19 protein-coding genes are annotated in these 21,452 nt (G+C 61.3%); 12 read left to right on the top strand and 7 right to left on the bottom strand.

Translation table 11 applies throughout. The features are described 5' to 3' along the window. Nucleotides 1-1,230 (bottom strand): aminotransferase class I/II-fold pyridoxal phosphate-dependent enzyme, encoded by a 1,230-nt coding sequence (locus tag KF757_00930; protein ID MBX3321530.1) that lies wholly within the window; start codon nucleotides 1,228-1,230, stop codon nucleotides 1-3. 383 nt (nucleotides 1,231-1,613) lie between these two features. Here KF757_00930 and KF757_00935 point away from each other — a divergent pair, with 383 nt between their 5' ends. The 6 genes from KF757_00935 to KF757_00960 all read left to right on the top strand — a co-directional run bounded on the left by KF757_00935 (nucleotide 1,614) and on the right by KF757_00960 (nucleotide 7,318). Further along, nucleotides 1,614-2,507 (top strand): hypothetical protein, encoded by an 894-nt coding sequence (locus tag KF757_00935; GenBank protein MBX3321531.1) that lies wholly within the window; start codon nucleotides 1,614-1,616, stop codon nucleotides 2,505-2,507. Nucleotides 2,508-2,519: 12 nt separating this feature from the next. Beyond that, on the top strand, nucleotides 2,520-3,038 hold the full coding sequence (locus tag KF757_00940; protein ID MBX3321532.1) for a DUF456 domain-containing protein: 519 nt from the start codon (nucleotides 2,520-2,522) through the stop codon (nucleotides 3,036-3,038). A gap of 39 nt (nucleotides 3,039-3,077) precedes the next feature. Then, nucleotides 3,078-4,538, top strand: coding sequence for a PhoH family protein (locus tag KF757_00945; protein MBX3321533.1), 1,461 nt, complete (start codon nucleotides 3,078-3,080; stop codon nucleotides 4,536-4,538). 275 nt (nucleotides 4,539-4,813) lie between these two features. Further along, on the top strand, nucleotides 4,814-5,758 hold the full coding sequence (locus KF757_00950; protein ID MBX3321534.1) for a hypothetical protein: 945 nt from the start codon (nucleotides 4,814-4,816) through the stop codon (nucleotides 5,756-5,758). A 364-nt stretch (nucleotides 5,759-6,122) separates the two neighbouring features. Beyond that, a complete protein-coding gene (locus KF757_00955; GenBank protein MBX3321535.1) occupies nucleotides 6,123-6,593 on the top strand; it encodes a hypothetical protein in 471 nt (156 codons plus the stop codon). Then, nucleotides 6,590-7,318 (top strand): hypothetical protein, encoded by a 729-nt coding sequence (locus KF757_00960; protein ID MBX3321536.1) that lies wholly within the window; start codon nucleotides 6,590-6,592, stop codon nucleotides 7,316-7,318. The genes KF757_00955 and KF757_00960 overlap by 4 nt, the downstream gene beginning before the upstream one ends. A gap of 39 nt (nucleotides 7,319-7,357) precedes the next feature. Here the strand turns inward: KF757_00960 and KF757_00965 are convergent, their stop codons facing one another. After that, nucleotides 7,358-9,019 carry a DEAD/DEAH box helicase gene (locus tag KF757_00965; GenBank protein MBX3321537.1) on the bottom strand — a complete coding sequence of 554 codons (1,662 nt, stop codon included), beginning with the start codon at nucleotides 9,017-9,019 and terminating at the stop codon, nucleotides 7,358-7,360. 193 nt (nucleotides 9,020-9,212) lie between these two features. On the opposite strand from KF757_00965, the gene KF757_00970 reads away from it, so the two are divergent. Further along, the gene (locus KF757_00970; protein ID MBX3321538.1) at nucleotides 9,213-9,986 is read left to right on the top strand and encodes a class I SAM-dependent methyltransferase; all 774 of its coding nucleotides are present in this window, start codon (nucleotides 9,213-9,215) and stop codon (nucleotides 9,984-9,986) included. Here KF757_00970 and KF757_00975 read toward each other — a convergent pair. Together KF757_00975 and KF757_00980 are read right to left on the bottom strand one after the other, a co-directional pair. Beyond that, complete coding sequence (locus KF757_00975; protein MBX3321539.1) at nucleotides 9,960-10,772, bottom strand: glycosyltransferase family 2 protein; 813 nt, start codon at nucleotides 10,770-10,772, stop codon at nucleotides 9,960-9,962. The two genes, KF757_00970 and KF757_00975, sit on opposite strands and share 27 nt — an antisense overlap. A gap of 112 nt (nucleotides 10,773-10,884) precedes the next feature. After that, nucleotides 10,885-11,937 carry a carbonic anhydrase family protein gene (locus tag KF757_00980; GenBank protein ID MBX3321540.1) on the bottom strand — a complete coding sequence of 351 codons (1,053 nt, stop codon included), beginning with the start codon at nucleotides 11,935-11,937 and terminating at the stop codon, nucleotides 10,885-10,887. A gap of 209 nt (nucleotides 11,938-12,146) precedes the next feature. Here KF757_00980 and KF757_00985 point away from each other — a divergent pair, with 209 nt between their 5' ends. Further along, entirely contained in the window at nucleotides 12,147-12,965 is an 819-nt protein-coding gene (locus KF757_00985; GenBank protein MBX3321541.1) for a hypothetical protein, read from the top strand. Nucleotides 12,966-13,049: 84 nt separating this feature from the next. Continuing rightward, on the top strand, nucleotides 13,050-13,892 hold the full coding sequence (locus KF757_00990; GenBank protein ID MBX3321542.1) for a hypothetical protein: 843 nt from the start codon (nucleotides 13,050-13,052) through the stop codon (nucleotides 13,890-13,892). Between the two features lie 334 nt (nucleotides 13,893-14,226). Here KF757_00990 and ppk1 read toward each other — a convergent pair whose 3' ends face one another. Then, entirely contained in the window at nucleotides 14,227-16,371 is a 2,145-nt protein-coding gene (gene ppk1 / locus KF757_00995; protein MBX3321543.1) for a polyphosphate kinase 1, read from the bottom strand. After that, the gene (locus tag KF757_01000; protein MBX3321544.1) at nucleotides 16,368-16,754 is read right to left on the bottom strand and encodes a 6-carboxytetrahydropterin synthase; all 387 of its coding nucleotides are present in this window, start codon (nucleotides 16,752-16,754) and stop codon (nucleotides 16,368-16,370) included. Before KF757_01000 ends, ppk1 begins: the two co-directional genes overlap by 4 nt. An 82-nt stretch (nucleotides 16,755-16,836) precedes the next feature. On the opposite strand from KF757_01000, the gene KF757_01005 reads away from it, so the two are divergent. Both KF757_01005 and KF757_01010 read left to right on the top strand, forming a co-directional pair. Continuing rightward, entirely contained in the window at nucleotides 16,837-18,282 is a 1,446-nt protein-coding gene (locus KF757_01005) for a hypothetical protein (GenBank protein ID MBX3321545.1), read from the top strand. Between the two features lie 42 nt (nucleotides 18,283-18,324). Then, a complete protein-coding gene (locus tag KF757_01010) occupies nucleotides 18,325-19,236 on the top strand; it encodes a ChaN family lipoprotein (protein MBX3321546.1) in 912 nt (303 codons plus the stop codon). On the opposite strand, the gene KF757_01015 is transcribed toward KF757_01010, so the two are convergent. Beyond that, nucleotides 19,230-20,018 carry a pyridoxine 5'-phosphate synthase gene (locus tag KF757_01015; protein ID MBX3321547.1) on the bottom strand — a complete coding sequence of 263 codons (789 nt, stop codon included), beginning with the start codon at nucleotides 20,016-20,018 and terminating at the stop codon, nucleotides 19,230-19,232. The two genes, KF757_01010 and KF757_01015, sit on opposite strands and share 7 nt — an antisense overlap. Nucleotides 20,019-20,111: 93 nt before the next feature. Here KF757_01015 and KF757_01020 point away from each other — a divergent pair, with 93 nt between their 5' ends. Beyond that, the gene (locus KF757_01020) at nucleotides 20,112-21,212 is read left to right on the top strand and encodes a class I fructose-bisphosphate aldolase (GenBank protein MBX3321548.1); all 1,101 of its coding nucleotides are present in this window, start codon (nucleotides 20,112-20,114) and stop codon (nucleotides 21,210-21,212) included. Nucleotides 21,213-21,452 lie beyond the last annotated feature (240 nt).

The raw sequence follows: 21,452 nt of genomic DNA on the forward strand, positions 1-21,452 counted from the left end.
TCAAAGTTTCTTGAGAGCGTCGACGAGGGTTGAGATGTGTTCGTCTGTGTGGGCGGCGGAGAGTTGAATCCGCAGTCTCGCGGTCCCTTCGGGCACGACCGGGTATCCGAAGCCGATGACGAAGACGCCGAGCTCAAGGAGTCGTTTGGACATTCGGATCGCCTGCGCGGTCTCGCCGACGATGATTGGGCAGATCGCGGTGGGAGAGCTGATGACTTCGAATCCGGCGCGTGCGATTTTTTCGCGCGCGGTCTCGACGTTGTTCTTGAGGCGGGTGACGCGCTCGGGTTCGTCCATGACGATTTCAATGGCTTTGGCCGCGCTTGCGGCGACCGTGACAGGCAAAGCGTTGGAAAAGAGCGTTGGGCGGGCGCGCTGGATCAGCAGGTCGGTCATTTCGCTGGTGCCAGCGACGAAGCCGCCTGCTGCCCCGCCGAGGGCCTTGCCGAGTGTGCCGGTAAAGACGTCGACGTTGCCGATATCGTTGCGTCCAATGAGGCCGTAGTGTTCGTGCGTGCCGCGACCTGTGCGGCCCATGACACCGTGGCCGTGCGAATCATCGACAACAAGCAGGGCGCTGAACTCGTCGCACAGATGTCGCATCGCGGGCAGGTTGGCGATGTCGCCTTCCATGCTGAACACGCCATCGGTCACAACCCAGATCTGTCCGGTGACTTCGGGGTCAGATGCTGCTTCGCGCAGGCGATCGCGCAGGCTTTGCATATCAGAGTGCTTGTAGACGGTCTTCTTGACGCCCTTCTTGATGATCGGAGTCAGGCGGATCGCGTCGATGATGCATGCGTGGTTGAGTTCGTCGGAGATGATGATGTCGCCCGCTTCGCAGAACGTCGGGAACAGGGCTTCGGTCGCGGTCCAGCAACTGACGAAGGAGTAACTCGAACTTGTTCCCATGTACTCGGCGATGGTTCGTTCGAGGTGTTCGTGTGGTTCGAACGTGCCGCAGATGAACCGAACCGAGGCGGTGCCCGCCCCGTACTTGCGGAGGGCAGCGATACCGGCCTCCACGACTCGCGGCTCATTGGCCAGTCCGAGGTAGTTGTTGGAACAGAAGCACAGAACCTGACGGGCCGAGCCGTCGGAGTGGCGAATCCGCACCGTCGCATCCATAGGGCTTTCGAGCACCTGCAATGTCTTGTACTGCCCAGTGTCACTGAGCATACGGAGGGTTTCTTCCGTACGAATCTCGAAGGGGTGTGTGTAGCTGCTCATGGACGTTCTCCTGACAACCCGGTGTGCAATGGTGCAGTCTAAGCGTCGAGTTCGTGTTTCGCACAGCGGGCGTAGTTCGGATTGGCGGACACTCGCAGGCTATGCTCAAAGTATGCTTTGGGACTTGTTTGGGCCTCAACAGCAAGGGCCAGCGGAAAGATATCGGGCGGAGCATTCGGCATGGCTCACGTTGGCGATTACAGGAGGGCGCAAGTGCGTGCGGATTCCGACGCGTCCTGTGGCGGAGGGTGGTTTTGCACCGATGATGACTGAGCGGGAAGGCCGCGCATACGCGGAACAATGGTGGGCCGGGGCTTTTGAAATGACTGAAGAATGAACCGAAAGAACACGCTCGAGGGTTAGAACGGATCGCGGAGGATTGGATGACGACGGATCAAGGTGTGCTGACTTCGACGATTGGGGTGCGATGGCTGCGCAAGATGGGGGTCTTTGCGGTCGTGCTGCTCGGATTCGGTTCGTGGGCTTTGTATGACGCGGTTTGGAAGTATCCGGATCGTGGGCGTCGGCATGCCGAGTGGGCCGAGTGGCAATATCTCAGCGTGCTGGAAGAAGAGTCTCGTGCGGGTCGCGATCCGGGAATCCTGACGCGCAACGCGCCAGTGCTGGATCCAGTCGCCGAACTTGAACGACTGAATGCCAATCCGAGCGCCAACACGAGTGGCAGCGCGTTCGCGCGGCGCGAGTGGCTGACCGCATTGTCTCGCGTCGGCGACCTGACGCCGGACAACACGGGGTTTTCGCAGATGGCGCCACGCCAGCGCAAGGATGCACTGGACACTATCTGGCAGACGGCTTCACAACCGAGTCCGCTCAAGGCGTACGACATCCCGTCACAGTGGCTGATGATGGTTATTGGCTATGGGCTCGGCGCATGGGTTGTGTTTCTCGTGGGCAAGGTCGCGATCACCAAGTACCGGTGGGAGCCGGGCACAAAAACCCTCATCATGCCCAGCGGTGCCCGCATCGCGCCCGCCGATCTCAAGGAGGTCGACAAGCGCAAGTGGGACAAGTTTATCGTGTATCTGGTGATCAAGCCCGAGGTTGATCGAGTGGGGGGGCAAAGCCTTCGTTTTGATACGTATAGGCACGGGTTGGTCGAGGAGTGGATTCTGGAGATGGAACGCGAAGCCTTCGGTTCGGAAGAAGATGGCGGCGAAGAAGCCAGCAAGACTGAAGCCTCTGCGAGCGCGTCGAATGAATCGGATGCAAGTGAAACGCCAACTTCTCAAGCAGCCGACACGGACTCGGACAGGTAGGACTGCGCGTTGATGACCTTTGCTGCTTCGGTGGTGGTGGTTCTTGCCCTTTTGGGCATTGCGCTGACTCTGTTGACGCTTCCGGGGATATGGGTCGCCATTGGGGGCACGATTCTGATCAAGACGCTGTGGCAGCCGGGGCTGATCGAATGGTGGACAATCGGCGCGGCTGTTGGAATCGGGCTGCTGGCAGAGATTGCCGACTTCGCGGCGTCGGCGGTCGGGGCGTCCAGGGCTGGGGGAACAAAGCACGGAGCACTCTGGAGCATTGTTGGTGGCCTGGTCGGTGCGATCGCGGGCTCAGTGTTATTGCCCATCCCTCTGGTCGGCACGATCGTCGGGGCTGTCGTCGGGGCGGGATTGGGGGCGGTGTTCGGAGAGATGAAGTTTGCCAAAAAGCCATGGTGCGACGCTGCGCGATGCGGCGGGGGGGCCGCCATCGGGCGCTTCGCCTCGACCATCATTAAAACGGGCTGTGCGTTTGTGGTGGCGGGCCTGCTGATCGCCGGATCGGTGTTCGCCTGGGCGTAGAGTCGCTATGCTGCTCATGGCGGAGGAGCACCAGCCAGGATGACGACCACACCCACGACCACATCAACACCAAAGCAGGATGCCGAGATCAAGCACTTTGTGCTCGACACCAACGTCCTGCTCCACAACCCCAATGCGCTGTTTGTCTTTCAGGAGAACAACGTCGTCATCCCGTTCCCCGTCATCGAGGAGCTTGACACGATGAAGCGGCGCGAGGATGACATCGGACGCAACGCCCGCGCATGCATTCGGCATCTCGACCTCCTGCGAAAGGCGGGCAAACTTACCGAAGGCATCGACTGGGGCCACATCAAACTCCCGTCGGGCGTGGCCAGCGCGCGCGGCCCCAACGGGGCCACCGGCACCATTCGCATCGATGTCACTGAGTATGAACGCCCCAATGTCATCGCCAAGACATCGCCCGACAATCAGATCATTGCGGTCGCATGGCATCTGAAGAAAGAGGGCGTCCGCGCTGTGTTTGTCTCTAAGGATCTCTCGGCCCGGATCAAAAGCGACGCGCTGGGCATCCGGACCGAGGATTTCGAAAACCAGAAGGTCGACGCCGACCGGCTGTACACGGGGTTTATCGCAGCCGAGACCCCCGGCGATCTGATCGACGAAATGTATCGCGAGCGCATGCTTTCGCTGGCGTCGCTCGAAGACGTGCTGACCACGACGACCGAAGCGGGCGAAACCTATGTGCGTGAACTGCTGCCCAACCAGTTCCTGGTCATGAAGGACATGGGCGATGAGGCCCACTCGGGCCTCGGGCGGCGGTTGGCCGACACCGAGCACGTTCAGCCCGTCACAGCGCAACGCAAAGCCACGTTTGGCATCATGGCTCGCAACGTGCAGCAGACCATGGCGCTCGATCTGCTGCTCGATGACGAGATCCGACTCATCACCCTGCTCGGCTCGGCGGGCACGGGCAAGACGCTGCTCGCGCTGGCGGCGGGCATGCACAAGGTGTTCAACGAACAGCGCTACGACAAACTGCTCGTCGCGCGGCCGATCATGCCGATGGGGCGCGATATCGGATACCTTCCGGGCGACAAGGATGAAAAACTCACCGCGTGGATGCAGCCGATTTTCGACAATCTCGGCTATCTGCTTTCGACGCGCGGCTCGCACATGCAGGCCCCTGAAAGCCTCTCGCCCGAGCAGCGCATCACCAAACTCATGGCCGACGGGCGACTGGTGCTTGAGCCGCTGACCTACATTCGCGGCCGCTCGATACCGCACCAGTTCATGATCGTCGATGAGGCACAGAACCTGACGCCACACGAAGTCAAGACGATCATCAGCCGGGTGGGCGAAGGGACCAAGATCGTCCTGACCGGCGATATCGGGCAGATTGACAATCCGTATCTCGATTCGGCATCCAACGGCCTGAGTTATGCGGTCGAGAAGATGAAGGGCCTCGGCCTCGTGGGCCACGTCACGCTGGCCCGCAGCGAACGCAGCGAACTGGCTAGTCTGGCGGCGCAGAGGTTGTAAGCACCGGTGGCGGAGGCTACCCCGTTAATACGGCGGCGGTTCTTGGGGGGGCAATTCTGCGGGCGATTGACACAGAGGGGGGGGGGGGGGGGTATCCTTCCTCAATGCTTTGGGCAGGTGTTTCATCTCTGGCCTCGTTGTGGTTGGCAGCCACAGCATCCTCGTCGGACCCCGCGGGATCGCTTGCGTGGTTTTCCGATCTATGGAGTGAATCACAGTCCTACGTCTTTCCTAATCAAATGTATGTGCAGTTTGAGACTGTTCTGTATCCATCGATGACCCAGGCACAAGTTGATGCGCTTTCCCGCGAGATCGAGGGACGACCTGATAGCCCAAGGCATCTGGCTGTACACAGAGAGAGGCGGCTGCTCGAACTTGGCATGGATCGCGTTGACTATCGCGTATGGCACTGGAACATCACGAACTGGAGGATTTCTCAGGACCACCAGTTGGAGTTGACCCCGTACGCGGATTTCGGTCGTCGCGGCAATCAGGTGTGGTCTCTGACTCCGCCGCAAATGATGTATGGACATGTTGACACGATGCCAGCAGCGCGCGAACCAGACGTAAGTCTATTGCGTCGAAAAGAAGAGGTGTGCCAAGTTGTTTTTTTTGGCATGGGTGTCGGCATGGCATCCGACTTGCAGCCCGTATCGTCCATGTTTGATGAAAACGGGTGGGTTGGCTACGCCGCAAATCCCGACAAAACCAAGATTTTGCGATGGCGTGGCCAGATTTCGAGCGATGGCGAAACGGTATGGATTTCGGAATGGGAGATTGTTCGAAACGATCGGTATCCTGCCGGAGTTGGCTTCAAGGCACGATTTGGTGAGCCGGTCGAGCATGATGGCTTTGCGACTCCTGTGCCGGAGCGAGTGCAAGAAATTCGGCCTGGAGGATATTTGTACCGCGAGATCATTCTGACCGGCACATCAAGGATTTTTCGGGAAGAGTTTGAACAAATTGGCCGGATTCCAGAAGTCGGCAAGGTCGATACAGTTCGCGGCAGAACAAGCCCGACTTCCATGGTCGACTACAGAAGAGGGCAGGGCGTCTATGTGACAAATCTGGACGCAGAAACCCCGATCAAAGTTCCGTTGCATGACGCGATAGTGTCATCGAAGAGTAGTGGCATCTTAAGGTGGACAGGCTGGTTGCTGTTGGCCGGGTTGCTGACAACAGGGCTACTTATCGCGAGACGACAGTGGCAAACACGCTGATCACTTTTACTTGAAAGGACTGGAAGAATGTTGAAACTCCCTAATCGATTCGGACTCATTGCCCTTGGCACGGGGTGTGTTGTCGCCGCAGCATACGCTGTATGTTGGCAACAGTACGACAGCAACAGCTGCGACTGGGTCATTCAGCAAAACCACGATCCCACATGCGGCAGTGCGAACCCTTTTTGGTTTTCTCCTGTTACTATGGTGAGGGAGGCCGCAAGTGGGTTACAAGTGGCCCAGTCCCACATGGAAAACAATTTCTGTGCAGTTGAAGTTTCGATTCGCAACGAGTATGGCGGATGCATGGTTGTAACCATCAACACAACGAACACCATCAGCCAGACTGCGCCTGGGGGTATTTGTGCCCAGCCTTTCCCACCTCAGTAAACGACAACTGGGTATTCGGGTGGCCAAGGCGGCTTCGGTTGTTGTAATTTTTATTCTGATGATTGCTGGTGTGACAAAGCTGGCGGACTTGCAATCGTTTGCTGTGTCGGTTGGAACATGGACCCTGGTTCCGCCTTTGGCGCACCCCATCATCACCGTATTGGTGCCTGTTTTTGAGTTGTTGTTGGGGTTGCTTTTGATTGCGAATATTTCTTTTCGTGTTGTCTCATCTATCGCTATCGGTCTCTTGGTTATATACAGCGCCATCTATGTCGCTCATGTCGCCTTTGCGGAGCCGCCCGATTGCGCCTGTTTTGGAAAGCTCTATCTGTTTAACAGGATGAATCAAGACGCAGTTAGCGCCTTGTGGCGAAACGCCGTCTTGGTGTTGTTGCTTGTACCAGGCCTCTTAATTCGCCATGGAATTCAAGGAGACACACCATGAAGAGTGGGCGGCGGGGGTGGACAATTGTTGAAGTCGTAATCGTTATTGTCATCGTCGGGTTGTTAGTTTCTCTTTTGGTTCCCGGCTTACACTACGGCCGGAGCCATGCCTTGGCATCAGTAACATTGGCCAACCTGCGCAGTCATACACAGGTCTTTTTTGTCTATGCGGGAGACTATCAAGACTCGCTTCCGTTTCTCGCGGTCGCATCTGTTGAGCCCACGCATCACTCCGCGGGAGGGTATTCCACCGAAATGCTCGTTTTTACGCAATATGCATCATGGCCAATCGCAATGGCGGGCGAATACTACGGTGGAAATGTTCATTCGGCGAGTTTTCATCCCCCCGGGAGCAACGAAGTCGGACCAATATCGGAATATTGGTATTCACAAAGTTTTGTTGCCGACCCCAAGTTTTGGATGCGCGAGTATCGAGAATACTCGACAACACAACTTCGTGCTGTCATGATTCATGAGGTTGTGTTTCCCTCAAGCAAGGGCTTGTTTATTGAGCGAGACCCCGCACTGGAATCTTGGCGCACCCACCACAACGCGCCGGGCAAATTAAATTTTTCGTTGGTCGATGGCGCGGCCAAGTCGTCGCCGGCAAGCGATTTGCAACGAGCATATCCCGGAGGGTGTTCCGGGTTCTTGTTGGGTCCCATCATCGGCTTGCCGGTCTTGCATACTGTCGATGGAGTACGCGGCAGGGATATTTCACATTGAAAAACGTGCACGCATCAGCAACGCTTCAAACTTCGCGCTTCACCGCCCCCTTGGCTTGACGCGCCCGCGCATCAATCGCGGCGGCAACTTCGTCGGGACCACACCATCAGGGAACTTGGCTTGCTGATCCTCGCCGTCCTTTGTAGCGGCTGCGGGTGGAAGCGGCGTGGCGTACCGGTTCTTTTCTTCCTTCGGCGGAGCAACCACCTCGACCACCGGCTGGCCCGAGGGGGCAGTATCGCGCCAGTCGCTCGGCCTCTCGCGCGGCTCGAAGTCGGGGTAATCGAGTTTCGGGATCTCCGCGTTGATGAGCAGCTCGATCTGTGTCAGCAGGCCGCCTTGTGCAGGGGTCACGAGGCTCCACGCCACGCCGTCGCGACCGGCGCGGGCTGTGCGTCCAATGCGGTGCACATAGAGGTCGGGGTCCTCGGGCAGGTCGTAGTTCACGACATGTGTGATACCTTCGACATCGATGCCGCGGCTGGCCAGGTCCGAGGCCACCAGGACCGCCAGCGATCCGTGACGCAGTTTTTCCATCGTCGCGTTGCGCTTGCCCTGTGGCATATCGCCATGGATCGCGTGCGCTTCGATGCCTTTGTGCGCGAGGTACTTGACCACGTCATCGACGGTTCGCTTCATGCGGCAGAACACCAGCGTCAGGTCGGGTGCCTCGTGGGTCAGAAGGTGTGCGAGCAGCCTCTTTTTGTCCCACGGCGCGACGGTCAGATAGTGTTGCTTGACCAGTTCGACCGTCAGACTGCCCGCCGAGACGACGAGTTTTTCGGGATTGGTCATGTGCCGCCGGGCGAGGTCTTCGATTTCAGCCGAGAGCGTTGCCGAAACGAACACGGTCTGGCGTTCCTTCGGACACTTGGCCAGAATCGCCCGGATGTCGTCGCGGAAGCCGATGTCAAACATTCGGTCCACTTCGTCGAGCACCGCGTGCCGGACGTGGGCAAGCGAGAGGTAGCGGCGGTCGATCATGTCAAGGATGCGCCCCGGCGTGCCGACGATGATCTCGGGGCCTTTCTTGAGTTTTTCAGCCTGAGCGTTGATGCTCTGCCCGCCATAGATCGCGACGCAGGTCAGGTCGGTGAAGCGGCCCAGTTCGGCAAAGTCCTGTTGAATCTGAATCGCCAGTTCGCGCGTTGGCGCGAGAATGATGGCCTGGAAAGGCGTGCCCGCTTCGATCTGGTGCAGCAAGGGAAGGGCAAACGCAGCAGTCTTGCCCGTGCCGGTTTTGGCTTGACCCAGCACGTCGCGGCCCGTCAATGCCACCGGCACAAGCGTGGCCTGAATCTTCGTCGGGTGCTTGAACCCGGCGGCGGTGCAAGCGCGGACAACCTCTTCGCGAAGCCCGATCGACTCGAAGGTCTGGCCGATGTCGAAGATCGTTGGATCCCAGGCTCGGTCTGTTTCTCTTTTGCGCTCGCGCAATGATTGTGTCGGATCAGGCTCATTCTCGTGGGGGCGCCCCGAGCGTTTCTTGCGACGCGGGCCTCGGCCTTCGCGGTCGTGGCGATCTTCACGCGGCGCGCGCTGCGATGCTTCGGGTGCCGGCGATGCATCGGAGCTGGTCCCTGCGGCTGCATTGGCCTCGCCGGGCTTGCGCGGGCGACGACGACGGCGCTTTTTGCGGGGCTTGTCTTCGCTGCTTCCTTCAGCCTGTCCGGAGGCTTCTGGCTCATTCGGTTCGATCATTCATATCCTCAGTGCTGGAGGCCCGCGGGCCGAAGCCCGGGCCAACCCGTTGTAGATACGAAGGATAGCCACCCGGAGCATGGTGCGGCGGCGCGGACTTCTACATTTCGTTTGTCGAGCAGTTGGCAGCCGCCTCGCTAGAGTCTCGTTGTTCGGGCAGGGCCGCACGGAGCCGACGCGTGCAGGAGTTGCGATGCGCCAGTACGACCGATGTTTTTATGAAGGCCTCGACGAGCGGACGCGGTTTGCAGCCGATCGCGTGATGGATCTTGTTCTCGATGTACTTCCGCCGATCCGTTCGTGCATCGATATCGGCTGCGGGGTCGGTACCTGGCTGGCGGCCATCAGCGATCGCGGGGTCGAAGACATTGTGGGCGCAGAAGGTGACTGGCTGGACCCTTCAATGCTTGCGATCGATGCTGAGCGATTCCGCACGATCGACCTGCGCAAGCCGATCGACATCGACCGACGATTTGACCTGGCCATCTCGCTCGAAGTGGCCGAGCACATCACCGATGCTCAAGGCGCTGCGCTGGTGCGGGCATTGACGGAGCTTGCCGACTTTGTGCTGTTCTCCGCTGCGGTGCCGTGCCAGGGCGGCAACCACCATGTTAATGAACAGTGGCAGTCCTATTGGGGGCGGCAGTTTGCAGACCTGGGCTTTTGCGCCATCGACACCATTCGCCCCGCGATCTGGAGTGACCCGCGCATCGATGTGTGGTATCGCCAGAATATCGTGCTGTACGTCAAACACGAGCGCGTCAGCGATCTGCGCCGTTGCGTGGCGCCAGTAGACCCCGAGAGTCTTTCGCGCGTGCATCCCGACCTCTACACGCGTCGGCTGCTCAAAGCTCACGGTTTCAGCGGTGGTCTTAAGTCGATGATGCGCGCTCTGGCAGGAGGCGCCAAGGCCACCCGCACACTTCGTCGAGCACAACATTCAGGCAGAGCGCCCGCGAGTTCCTGAGTCGCTACGCGTCAACTCCACGAGGCAGATGTGCTTTGCGAGTGTGGCAGAGGCGGTCGAAGCGGCGGCGCACCACCCGGGCCAGCCGTCGCGCCACGCCTGCTTGAGAATCAACTGCTTGGCGAACGCGCCGATGGGGCTGGTGATGATGCGGCCGGTCGAGCCTCGGACGCCGCGCGCGTGCAGACTGGCGGCCATTGTGCGCGCATAGCCGAGGTCTTTGGCGAGTTGCTCGGCGAAGGTGACGAACCCATCGTGCCGCAGTGTGCCCGCCACGGCGCCAAGCCGCGCATCGGCTTTGTTGGGCACAAGTTCAGCATGAGGGTCGAGCCCGCCCGAATGTGCTCGCGCACGATGAATCAGCCGCAACCGCCGCTCGGGCTGCCACGCGAAGTTCAGTGGTTTTTCGCGATACCAGATCTTGCGGTTGAGTGTCGCTCCAGCGCACACTTCGGCCTCGGGCGAGGCCAGAAACGCATCGATCGACCGCTTCATCGCATCATCAGGCGATTCGTCAGCATCGAGGCACAGCACCCAGTCGTAGCGGGCCGCGTCGATCGAGGCCTGCCGCGTGCGCACGAAGCCCTGCCACGTGACACGTTCGACGCGCGCGCCGTGCTGGGCGAGCAGGTCGAGCGTGCCATCGGTCGAGCCGCTGTCGAGGGCGATTACATCGTCGGCCCAGCCACAGACGGCCTCGAGTGTGCGCGCGACAGTTCGGGCGGCGTCCTTGCAGATCAAGGCGACGGACAGCGGCGGACGATTGATCGCATCGGCGTCGCGCATTGCGTCAACGCTAGGCGGGTCGGGTGTTTCAATCGTCCGATGAAACCGATTGCACCCGCCGCCTCGCCCCGGTCCACGCGATGCTTACCCGGTTGTGGGTGACCAACAACGCTTAAAGCCCGGCGGCGAAGTCATTGAGATAATCGGCCAAATCGAAGAAGTCAACGCTGTAGTCGCCGTTCCAGTCGGCGCGCTCGTTGCTCAGCGACCACCACCCGAGGAAGACCAGCGCGTCGAAGAAGTCAATCGAGCCATCGCCATTAACATCGGTCTTCGGGCCGGGCATGATATCGGTGCTGACTTTGAACGGCGGCCACACGGGTTTGAGAGCAAAAGGTGCTGTTGCATTGGACCCCTGACGAGCCGCGGGCGGGCAGTTGTTCAGGTAATTCCACATCTCGTTGATCTGGGCGTGCGAGAGCCCCATGGTGTCCTCAAAAATGATCCAATCGACTTTCGTGGCCTGATCGCCCACAGCGGTCAACGAACCGTGATAGCGAAAAGTCGCGGGGTGAGGAGCGAGTGGCGGCATCGCGGGCAGGAGCGTGCTGAGGTCGAAGCCCAATTCGTTGAACGGCAACCGGCACGGCATGGGCAGCGCATTGTCGTACAGCTGCCCCATCCCGAAGATTTTGTCAAGTTCCTGGTGGAACATTCCGCCCGAAACAGGCTCAATCCATCGACCAACGACGACCAGATTGGTACCTCCTTGTTTCCTGTGGACCAGGTGCATTTCCATCGCGTAGTCATTGCCGTTCCTCTTGTGCTCGGAACGAACGTGGAAGTGAAACTGAACCAACTCGTAGGTCACGCCCCCGATGATCAGGACTGCGCCGGGGATCACCGGGTCAGGCACGTTTGGCACATGCACGAAACCGATTTTGTTGGCCTGCACACCAGTATGTGCACCGCCAGGATCATGCACGAGCAAGTCGGCCATCGGATAGATAAAGGTCAACGCAGGAAGGCTGCGCGGATAGACAAGCAGGTTGTCCGCGATGTTGATGGGGCTGAACTGATGTCCGCCAGCCCGGGTGTCGACGTCTGGCCAAGTGCACGGGCACCCGGAGAGATCCGGTTGGGGCTCCAGCTGTTGCCCGAGAGCCCCGGCTGTCCAGACTCCGAGTGCGGCGATAGTCCAGTGAATTCGTGATGACCACAGCATCTTGTGCCTCCTTATTCATCATCCCAAGACCCGAATGTCGGCATTCCCGCCGATAATGTTTGGAGGTCAATATATCAGGTATTTGCCCGTTTCACAAGAAAAATTAGTGTCAATTCCGTCGGCGGCAAATCCCCCACAGATCTAATCGATCCCTACCAACTGCTCACCGTGTTCTGTGGTCGGCCTTGCCGTGTCGCTACCGTGTTCTCATGCCCGATCATCCAACCGGCAATCCGGCAGTCGTGCGATACGCCGCGGGCTGGGGGTATGCCGCCAGCCAGTGGCACGACGCGTTGGAGGGGGCTGCGGATGTCGTCTGCCTCAAGAGCCCAGAGCCCGGCGGAGGGGGAGTGTGGCGAGCGACCGTCACTCTTGATGGGCGCGCGCGCGACATTGTCATCAAGGCTCGGCCGCTTGACAGCTTGTACCGCCTCGTTCAATCACTCGTGGGCCTATCGCAGCATGCGCGTCAGTGGCGTGGGGCTGAGCGCCTTGTATCGGAAGGGTTTTTGGCCGCAGGGTGCGTCGCAATCCTGCGCGCCTCTGCGGGCCTGGTGCGGCATGAATTGCTCGTCCTTGAGGCGGTGCCCGGCGCGACAGTTTTCGACCTGCTGGCGTGCGGCGATCTCGATTTTGCGCGCGAGCGCAATCTCGCACTGACGGTCGGTCGCATGTTGCCCGCGATTCAGGAGTGCGGGCTCATCAACCGAGACTCGAAGCCCTCGAACCTCATGGCCGAGTGGCGAGAAGGGCGCTGGCGCATCACGGTGCTCGATACCGTTGCGATCGGGCGTGCCGCGGCGAGTGAAGCTGGGCTTGTGCGCATGCTGCGAGACCTGTCGCTTGAACCGATTGCGTTCGGGTGCTTTCCTCGGAGTTCGGTGGCAATGCGGGTGATCAAAGCCGCAACTGGTGGGGGCCGGGTTGCACGGGCGCGGCGGCATCGCCTGTGGCGCGCGTGTTGCGCACAAATCCTGGCGAACCCCAGCTCGCTTGTTCAAGAGGCGCTGAGAGCGCGACGCACATAGGGCCGCTATGCTGCTCGTATGACCTCTGTTGAGAGAGAACCAAAGCCCGTTGCGCGATCTGGGCGCGCGCCCAGGGCTCGCGTTGTGAAGGATGCCAGGACGGGCGCAACTGGGGAGGTGTATGTCGGCGACTGCCGCGAGATCCTCGCGCGTTTGCCGCAAGTGCGCGAGAGCCGGATTGATCTGGTCTTCGCCGATCCGCCGTTCAACTGGAACCGGGCTTATGACCAGTGGGACGACGCCATGCCCGCCGAGGAATATGCGCAGTTCACGAGAGACTGGCTCGACCTGTGTGTGCAATCACTTGCACCCACCGGGTCGATGTGGGTGAATATTCCTGATGACCACGCAGCCGAGATTGTTGTTCATCTCAAGGCTCGGGGTCTCACCATGATTAATTGGTGTGTGTGGCACTACAGGTTCGGACAGAACACCAAGGGGCGGTTCATCAACTCCAAGGTGCACGCGCTGTACTTCGCCCGCGATGCAGCCAGGCGGACCTGGAACCCCGAAGCGGTGTTGGAACTGTCAGACCGACGTGCGATCTACAAGGACGCGCGGACCGAGTCGAAGCGCGACGGGCTGCCTGCGGGGCATCGGGTGCCGATGGATGTGTGGTACGGGCCGTTCTGGGGGCGCATTCAGGGCAACAACAAGGAACGCCGACACGGGCACGACAACCAGTTGCCCGAGGCCTACCTCGAACGGGTGGTCGCGTGTTCTTCAAATGCCGGCGATCTGGTGCTCGATCCCTTCCTCGGCTCGGGGACAACGGGGGTGATGGCGCTGGCGATGGGTCGGAACTTCATCGGGACAGAGTTCAGCGATGCCAATGCGAAGCGGGCGACGGAACGAATGAAGGCCGGGCCTGTGCGACCACTGGGCACCCAATTAGGGGTGAGCACAGCCATTGCACCCAAGCGATGAGGATCCCCGGGAGGTCAGGCGGGGGCAAAGAAGTGAAATTTTCTTGCCCAGTTTTCCACTTCGAAGTTCTTTGAATCAAGACGGTTACATGATTTTTGCTTGCACGCCCGAAAAATCGCTGGCAGGATAGGTGGACGAAACACCATTCATGTGGTCTATTCCGTATGGGTACGGTAGGACCGCTGGGGGGTGTTAACGCACGCCGGAGCGGTTTGAAGACGGTAGCACAATAGTCAGTCTCTCTCTCATTCAAAGTCAGGCCCCGATTTTGGTCGGGGCTTGTCTTTTTTTGTTCAGAATGGCTGATCCTGCGACACTTGTTGTGGGGGGCGGCTCACTCGAACGCCCGCAGGCGTGCGTCGGCCATCATGGTGGCGAATGAGCCCATGACTTCGGGACTGTTGGGGTCGGCGTCGGGTGGTGGGCGCAGTTCGCGGTACGAGCCGTCAGGTTCGAGTACCCACGCCTGAGACTGATCGCGCAGAAGCACGTCGAGGATGTGCCAGAGTCGTGCGCGGGTGTCTCTGCCCTGAACCGGGCAGGCGGCTTCGACGCGGGCGCTGAGGTTGCGGTACATCCAGTCGGCACTGCTGAACCAGAACGAGCCATCGAGAGGGTCGTCGGCTCCGCTGCCGAAGTAGAAAATGCGGGAGTGTTCGAGGAAGCGCCCGATGACGGACCGGACGCGGATGTTGTCGGACATGCCGGGGACGCCCGGGCGAAGGCAGCAGAAGCCGCGCACGATGAGGTCGATCTGGACACCAGCGCGAGAGGCTTCGTAGAGCGCTTCGGTGATGATGTTGTCTTCGAGTGCGTTCATCTTGGCGATGATGCGGCCGTTGCGTCCTGTGCGGGCCAGTTCGGTTTCCTGAGCGATCATGGCGACGAACGCTTCGCGCATGTGTGTTGGTGCAACGAGCAGTTTGCGATACTGTGCCGGTCGTGCGCGGCCGGTCATTACGTTGAAGAGGTCGACTACGTCTGCGGTGATCTCGGGGTCATCGGTGAGGAGTCCGATGTCGGTGTAGAGCTGGGCGGTTTTGGGGTGGTAGTTGCCTGTGCCGAGGTGGGCGTAGCAGTGCAGACCGTCGCGGCCTTCGCTGGTCTCACGTCGAACGACGAGGGAACACTTGCAGTGAGTCTTGAGGCCCACGACGCCGTAGGCCACGTGGACGCCGGCCTTTTCGAGTTGGCGGGCGAAGCGCACGTTTTTGTCTTCGTCGAATCGGGCGCGCAGCTCGACGAGGCAGGCAACCTGCTTTCCCCGTTCTGCGGCCTTGACGAGTGATGTTACGAACGGAGAATCGCGACTGGTTCGATAAAGGGTCTGCTTGATGGCGATCACATCCGGGTCGCGGGCGGCTTCGGCGATGAAGCGTTCGACGGAGTCGGTGAATGATTCGTAGGGGTGGTGCAGAAGAATGTCTCGCTCGCGAATGCGCGAGAAAATGTCGCTTCCGCCCTCGCGTGCAAGGTCGGGTACGGGGCATGGGGTCCAGGGGGTGTCCTTGAGTTCGCGCACCGGGAGGTCGGCGATGGTGAACAGGCCGCCGTAGTCGAGCGGGCCTCCGCGCTGATAGACGTCTTCGGGTCCGAGGCCGAGTTCGTCGGTGATAAACCCGAGGACTTCGTTCGAGACATGGGTATCGACTTCGACGCGTACCGCGCTGGCGAAGCGGCGCATGCGCAGTTGTGTCTCGACGTGTTCGAGCAGGTCGTCAGCGTCTTCGGAGTCGAGCCTCGTAACGGCGCTTCGCGTGACACGAAAGGTCATCGACTCGTGTATACGCATGCCGGGAAAGAGGTCGTCGAGGTTGTTGAGCAGGATCTGTTCGATCGGGACGAATGCGCGGCTGCCCGCATCGACGGGAACGAACCTGCTGAGCATCGTGGGGATCTTGATGCGGGCGAAGAGCCGCTCGTCGGTCCCTTCGCGCCCGACGATGACGCCGATGTTCTCGGACAGGTTCGAGATGAACGGGAACGGATGACCCGGATCGACGGCCAGGGGCGTCAGAACAGGAAACACGTTGGCGATGTACCAGGCGTCGATCGAGTCTCGTGACATCCTGTCCAGATCAAGGTAGTTGACGATGTTGATGCCGGACGAGGCGAGCGCGGGGATGATCTCGTTCTGCCAGCAGTTGGCCTGCACGGCTTCGAGTTCGAGCACGGTCTTGCGCACGCGCGGGAGGATGTTGGCGGCATGTTGGGCGGCTTCGGGATCGGACGCGGCGGCGAGGATGCGTTGTCGCAGCAGTCCGCCCCGTTTCATGAAGAACTCATCGAGGTTTGATGAGAAGATGGCCAGAAACTTGACCCGTTCGAGCAGCGGTTCGCGTGGGTCGGTGGCCTGGGCTAGAACGCGGCGGTTGAACTCAAGCCACGAGAGGTCGCGATTGAGGAACAGTTCCTCGCTTGTGTTGAGCGGGCCGTCCGGATCATCGTCAATGCCCATCCCCGGCGGGAAGTATGTCATCGCGCGCTCTCCGCGACGAAGGTGGCGGCGCAACCGGGAGCCTCAGTCACCCGGAGCGACGCGAGGCGAGCGTCTGGCGGCAGAATCGGATGCAGGAGCACTGCGAGCGACTCGGCCAATACTCGGGCGACCTGTTCGGCGGAGGGGTTCACATCTGCAAATGGTGGGACATCGTTGAGTGTCCGGTTTTTGAAGGGCAGGCACACTTTGGCCAAGGCCTCTTCGGCTGCGTGAAAGTCGCAGACGAACCCATCGGCGTCAAGTCGTGGGGCGGTGATTGTCGCGGTGACGCGCCAGTCGTGGCCATGCAGGGGTTCGCTCTGCCCGGCGATGCGGACGCTGTGGGCTGCGGAGAAAACATGCTCTACTGTGATCTCGTACACTCGAACAGTATAGATCGGCGTAGGTGCGGTAAATCATGCAGTTTGTGACAAGAACGCAGCCAGTGCGCCTCGAGGAGATTTCATGTCCGATGCACCATTGATGCTTGGAGTCAGCGGCCTGCGTGGGATTGTGGGCCAGAGTCTGACGCCGGAAGTGGCGTTGCGGTACGCCTCGGCGTTCGGTTCGTGGCTGCGTGAGCACGCTGGCGGCGAGCCTCTGGTGGTTGTGGGTCGCGACGGTCGCGCGGGCGGGGAGATGATCGAACGTCTGGCGATTGCGGGGTTGCAGGCGGTGGGTGTTCGGGTATGCTCGCTTGGAGTGGCGACAACGCCGACGGTGGGGGTTGCGACGGATCTGATGGAAGCTGACGGCGCGATGATCGTGACGGCGAGCCACAATCCGCAGGAGTGGAATGGCCTTAAGGTGCTGGTTCGCAGAGCCAAGGTTGAGGGCGTCGATGCGTGTGCTCCGTCGGCGCATGATGCGGCTGCCATTGTCGCAGCCTATCAGGCGGGGGGATCTGGCTTCGTGCCCGGCGACCGGATACCCAGCGTCTGGCACGAGCACGAAGCACCCGGCACTCATGTTGCCCGCGTGCTCAACGCCTGCGAAGACCTGTTTGGCGATGACTTGTGGAGTATGGTGGGCGCGAGCGGGCTTGTGAGGCGCGTGGTGGTCGATGCGGTCAACGCATCGGCACCCGAAGCTGACAGCATTTTCTTTGCACACGCGCCCACACACTGCGTGATGCTGCATGGCGAAACTTCGGGGGTGTTTCCGCATGCACCCGAGCCGACGGCTGAGAACCTCAGCCAACCGGGCGGATTGTGCGACGCGGTGCGCGGGCTGGGTGCGAGCGTGGGCTTTGCGCAGGACCCGGACGCCGATCGACTGGCGATCATCGATGAGCAGGGTTGCTACATTGGCGAAGAATACACGCTCGCGCTCGCGGCCGAGGCGGTGCTTGGCGCACTTGGGTCTGCGGCACGCGGGCAGAGCGTGTGCACGAACCTGAGCACGAGCCGCATGATCGACGACGTGGCGGCCCGGCACGGCGCACGCGTCGTGCGCACGGCGGTGGGCGAAGCCAACGTCGTGGAGGCCATGAGGGCATCGGGGGCGGTGCTTGGTGGCGAGGGGAATGGCGGCGTCATCTGGCCACAGGTCACGTTCGTGCGCGATTCGCTCTCGGCCATGGCGCTGGTGATGGGACTTGTTGCACGATCTGGCAAGACGATCAGCCAGCTGGTCGCCGACATGCCGCGGTACGCGATTGTCAAGCGCAAGGCCGACCTGAAGCAGCGAAGCGATGCAGACCCGGCGCTGGCGGCGATTGCCCGGGCGTACGCGGGGCAGAAGGTTGATCTGCAAGATGGCGTGCGGGTTGATTTCGCGGACAGCTGGGTGCATGTGCGCGCGAGCAACACCGAGCCGATTCTGCGTCTGATCGCTGAGGCACCGCATGAAAAGGCCGCGAGCGAGCTGCTTGATGCGGTAGAGAAGATCGTCAAGGAAGCCCGGGCCTGAGTCTGGGAAGCAACCGGAGGTGGAGTTGTGCTGGCTAGTAACGTGAAGGCGATGATGTTGTGTGTGATGCTCGCGGGGCTACTGGGCGGATGTGCTGGCGCGAAGCGGACAGAGGCGGACGTGGTCGTTGCCCCGCTTGTGCCGCGCGAGTCGGTACGGATTTTCGATCGTGGCGGCGCGCCTGTCGATTGGGACGCGATGATTGCGGGCGTGCGCGACGCTGGCGCGATCATCATCGGCGAGACGCACGGCCACGCGATGGGGCTTGCCGCGGCGGCGGATGTGTGGGAAGCGGTTGCCAGTTCGTCTGCGGCTTTGCTCCTCGAGTTCTTCGAGCGCGATCAGCAGGTGGCTCTGGATGACTATCTCTCGGGCGTGACGGATACCGACGCATTTCTCAAAGCGGCGGGACGCACGAGCAGCAACTACCCGGCCGGGCACTCGCGTATGGTCGAAACCGCTCGCGCCGTCGGCGCGCCGGTCATCGCGGCCAACGCCCCGCGGAGGTATGTGCGGCGGACAACGGCCGGCGGCTATGAGAACCTTGTTTCGCTCGGCAGCGAGCAGCAACGCCTCTTCGTTGTGCCCGATGTGCTCGTGACGGGCAAGTACCGCGATGATTTTTTCGGCCTCATGGGCGGTATGTCGCACGGTCCAGCTGGCGAGGGCGGCGGCATGCCCGCAGCGATGATCGAAAAGATGTATCGCTCGCAGCAGATGTGGGACGCGACGATGGCCGACTCGACCGCCCGCGCGCTCATGGCCGGTGCGCAGCCCGCACTGCTCGTCATCGGGCGCTTTCATTCCGATTTTGACGGCGGCACGGTCGAGTTTCTCCGCCACCGGGTGCCCGATGCACGGATCGTCACGCTGAGCATGGTGGCGTCGAGCGAGGTGGAGATCGCGGATGACGATCGGGGGCGCGCTGACTTTGTGTTCTACGTCGGTCAGTGAGGGCTGCCAGCGGGGTTGCTGGCGGCGCGGCCGGTGATCATGGCCGCCTTCATCTGCCTGACGGCCTCGCGCAGGCCGACGAACACCGCCCGGCTGATGATCGCATGACCGATGTGCAGTTCGCTCACACCCGGCAGGGCGGCGATGTGCCCGACGTTGTGATAGTTGAGCGCGTGGCCTGCGTTGAAGCGCATGCCCTGTTCGCGGGCCAGTTGTCCGGAGGTTGCGATGCGTTCGATCTCGGTGCGCAGTTCGGCCCGCCGCAGATCGCCCCCCCATTCGGCAAAGACGTGGGCGTAGGGCCCGGTGTGAATCTCGCAGACATCAAAGCCGACTTTGGCTGCGGCTTCGATCTGCATGGGTTCAGCATCGACGAACGCGCTGACGATCAGCCCGGCATCGTGGAGCCGACCGACCACGTCGCGCAGGCGCGCCGCCTCGCGCGCGACATCGAGTCCGCCTTCGGTCGTCACCTCGTTGCGGCCTTCGGGCACGAGCATGGCGGTGTCGGGGGTCAGGCGGGCAGCGACCGCGACCATCTCGTCAGTCGCGGCCATTTCGAGGTTGAGGCGCACGCGCACGAGCCGCCGCAGCAGTTCGACATCGCGATCGACAATGTGCCTGCGGTCTTCGCGGAGGTGGATGGTGATGCCGTCGGCACCGCCGAGTTCGGCCTCGTGGGCGGCCCGCACCGGGTCGGGCTCGCCGAAGTCCGGTTGCGCTGGGTAGCGGGCGTTGCGCACGGTTGCGACATGGTCGATGTTGACGCCGAGTTCGAGCATGGGTCAATGATATGAACGCTGGCGCCGGAACCCGCGACAACCCCTGCTAGAATCGACCGTTCGCAACCCCGCAACCCACCGAAGGACTTTCCTATGCCCAACCTGACGATCAACGTCCGTGACGTGCTCGGTGCCGACGGCACCGCCCTGCTCGGCTACGAGAGCAAGACCATCAGCCGTTCGAGCCTGCACCTGCCGGGGCCGGACTTTGTCGATCGCTGCTTCGCGGCCACGGACCGCAACAACAATGTGCTGCGCAACTTTGCGCTGCTGATGAACTCCGGGCGCCTCGCGGGCACGGGCTATGTCTCGATTTTGCCCGTCGATCAGGGCGTCGAGCATTCGGGCGGCGCGAGCTTTGCGCCCAACCCCGAGTACTTCGACCCCGCGAAGATCTGCGACCTGGCGATCGAGGGCGGGTGCAACGCGGTGGCCAGCACGTTCGGCGTGCTCGGCGCGGTCGCGCGCAGGTACGCCCACAAGATTCCCTTCCTGGTCAAGTTCAACCACAACGAGATGCTCTCGTTCCCCAACACCTACGACCAGACGCCCTACGGCACCATCCGCCAGTGCTTCGAGATGGGCGCGGTCGCGGTGGGCGCGACGATCTACTTCGGCTCGCCCGAGTCGCGGCGGCAGATTCAGGAAGTGGCCGAGATGTTCGCCGAGGCCCACGACTACGGCATGGTGACGGTGCTCTGGTGCTACACGCGCAGCGACGCGTTCAAGGTCGGCAGCACCGACTACCACGCCTCGGCCGATCTTTCCGGACAGGCCAACCACCTCGGCGCGACGATCCAGGCCGACATCATCAAGCAGAAACTCCCGACCAACAACGGCGGGTACAAGGCCCTCAACGCCGGCAACTCGTCGTACGGCAAGTTCCGCACCGAGGTCTACACGAAACTCTCGGGCTCGGATGAAAGCGGCGGCGGCGGGCACCCGATCGACCTGTGCCGCTATCAGGTCATCAACAACTACATGGGCCGCGTGCCGCTGATCAACTCGGGCGGCGAGAGCAAGGGGGCCAGCGATCTGGTCGACGCGGTCAAGACCGCGGTCATCAACAAGCGCGCGGGCGGCATGGGCCTGATCTCGGGGCGCAAGGCGTTCCAGCGCCCGATGAAGGACGGGGCCGCCCTGCTCCACGCGATCCAGGATGTCTACCTCGATGCGGGCGTGACGGTGGCCTGAGGCCGGGCCCCGCCCGTTCCCGCGCGCTCGGCGGGGGTGAGTTCGGATCGTGTGGGCAGGTTTGTTCGGGCCCGCAGGTCGCTTTTTGGCTCCCGAAGATCGATCTTGTGCCCTGGAATGTCGCTCTTCGGCTCTGGAAGATCGCTCTTCTACTCTGGAATGTCGCTCTTCTACTTTGGAATGTCGCTCTTGTGCTTTAGAAGATCGCTCTTCTGCAGCCACAAATCGCGCAAGAACAGC

The organism is Phycisphaeraceae bacterium (assembly GCA_019636795.1).
Lineage (GTDB): Bacteria > Planctomycetota > Phycisphaerae > Phycisphaerales > UBA1924 > JAHBWW01.

Excerpts from the sequence above, each read along its gene's own strand:
- KF757_00975 (MBX3321539.1), bottom strand. The coding sequence starts at position 10,772 with ATGCGCGACGCCGATGCGATCAATCGTCCGCCGCTGTCCGTCGCCTTG.
- KF757_00945 (MBX3321533.1), top strand. The coding sequence starts at position 3,078 with ATGACGACCACACCCACGACCACATCAACACCAAAGCAGGATGCCGAG.
- KF757_01005 (MBX3321545.1), top strand. The coding sequence starts at position 16,837 with ATGTCCGATGCACCATTGATGCTTGGAGTCAGCGGCCTGCGTGGGATT.
- KF757_00960 (MBX3321536.1), top strand. The coding sequence starts at position 6,590 with ATGAAGAGTGGGCGGCGGGGGTGGACAATTGTTGAAGTCGTAATCGTT.
- KF757_00950 (MBX3321534.1), top strand. The coding sequence starts at position 4,814 with ATGACCCAGGCACAAGTTGATGCGCTTTCCCGCGAGATCGAGGGACGA.
- KF757_00970 (MBX3321538.1), top strand. The coding sequence starts at position 9,213 with ATGCGCCAGTACGACCGATGTTTTTATGAAGGCCTCGACGAGCGGACG.
- KF757_00980 (MBX3321540.1), bottom strand. The coding sequence starts at position 11,937 with ATGCTGTGGTCATCACGAATTCACTGGACTATCGCCGCACTCGGAGTC.
- KF757_00965 (MBX3321537.1), bottom strand. The coding sequence starts at position 9,019 with ATGATCGAACCGAATGAGCCAGAAGCCTCCGGACAGGCTGAAGGAAGC.
- KF757_00935 (MBX3321531.1), top strand. The coding sequence starts at position 1,614 with ATGACGACGGATCAAGGTGTGCTGACTTCGACGATTGGGGTGCGATGG.
- KF757_00985 (MBX3321541.1), top strand. The coding sequence starts at position 12,147 with ATGCCCGATCATCCAACCGGCAATCCGGCAGTCGTGCGATACGCCGCG.
- KF757_00930 (MBX3321530.1), bottom strand. The coding sequence starts at position 1,230 with ATGAGCAGCTACACACACCCCTTCGAGATTCGTACGGAAGAAACCCTC.
- KF757_01015 (MBX3321547.1), bottom strand. The coding sequence starts at position 20,018 with ATGCTCGAACTCGGCGTCAACATCGACCATGTCGCAACCGTGCGCAAC.
- KF757_01020 (MBX3321548.1), top strand. The coding sequence starts at position 20,112 with ATGCCCAACCTGACGATCAACGTCCGTGACGTGCTCGGTGCCGACGGC.
- KF757_00940 (MBX3321532.1), top strand. The coding sequence starts at position 2,520 with ATGACCTTTGCTGCTTCGGTGGTGGTGGTTCTTGCCCTTTTGGGCATT.
- ppk1 (MBX3321543.1), bottom strand. The coding sequence starts at position 16,371 with ATGACATACTTCCCGCCGGGGATGGGCATTGACGATGATCCGGACGGC.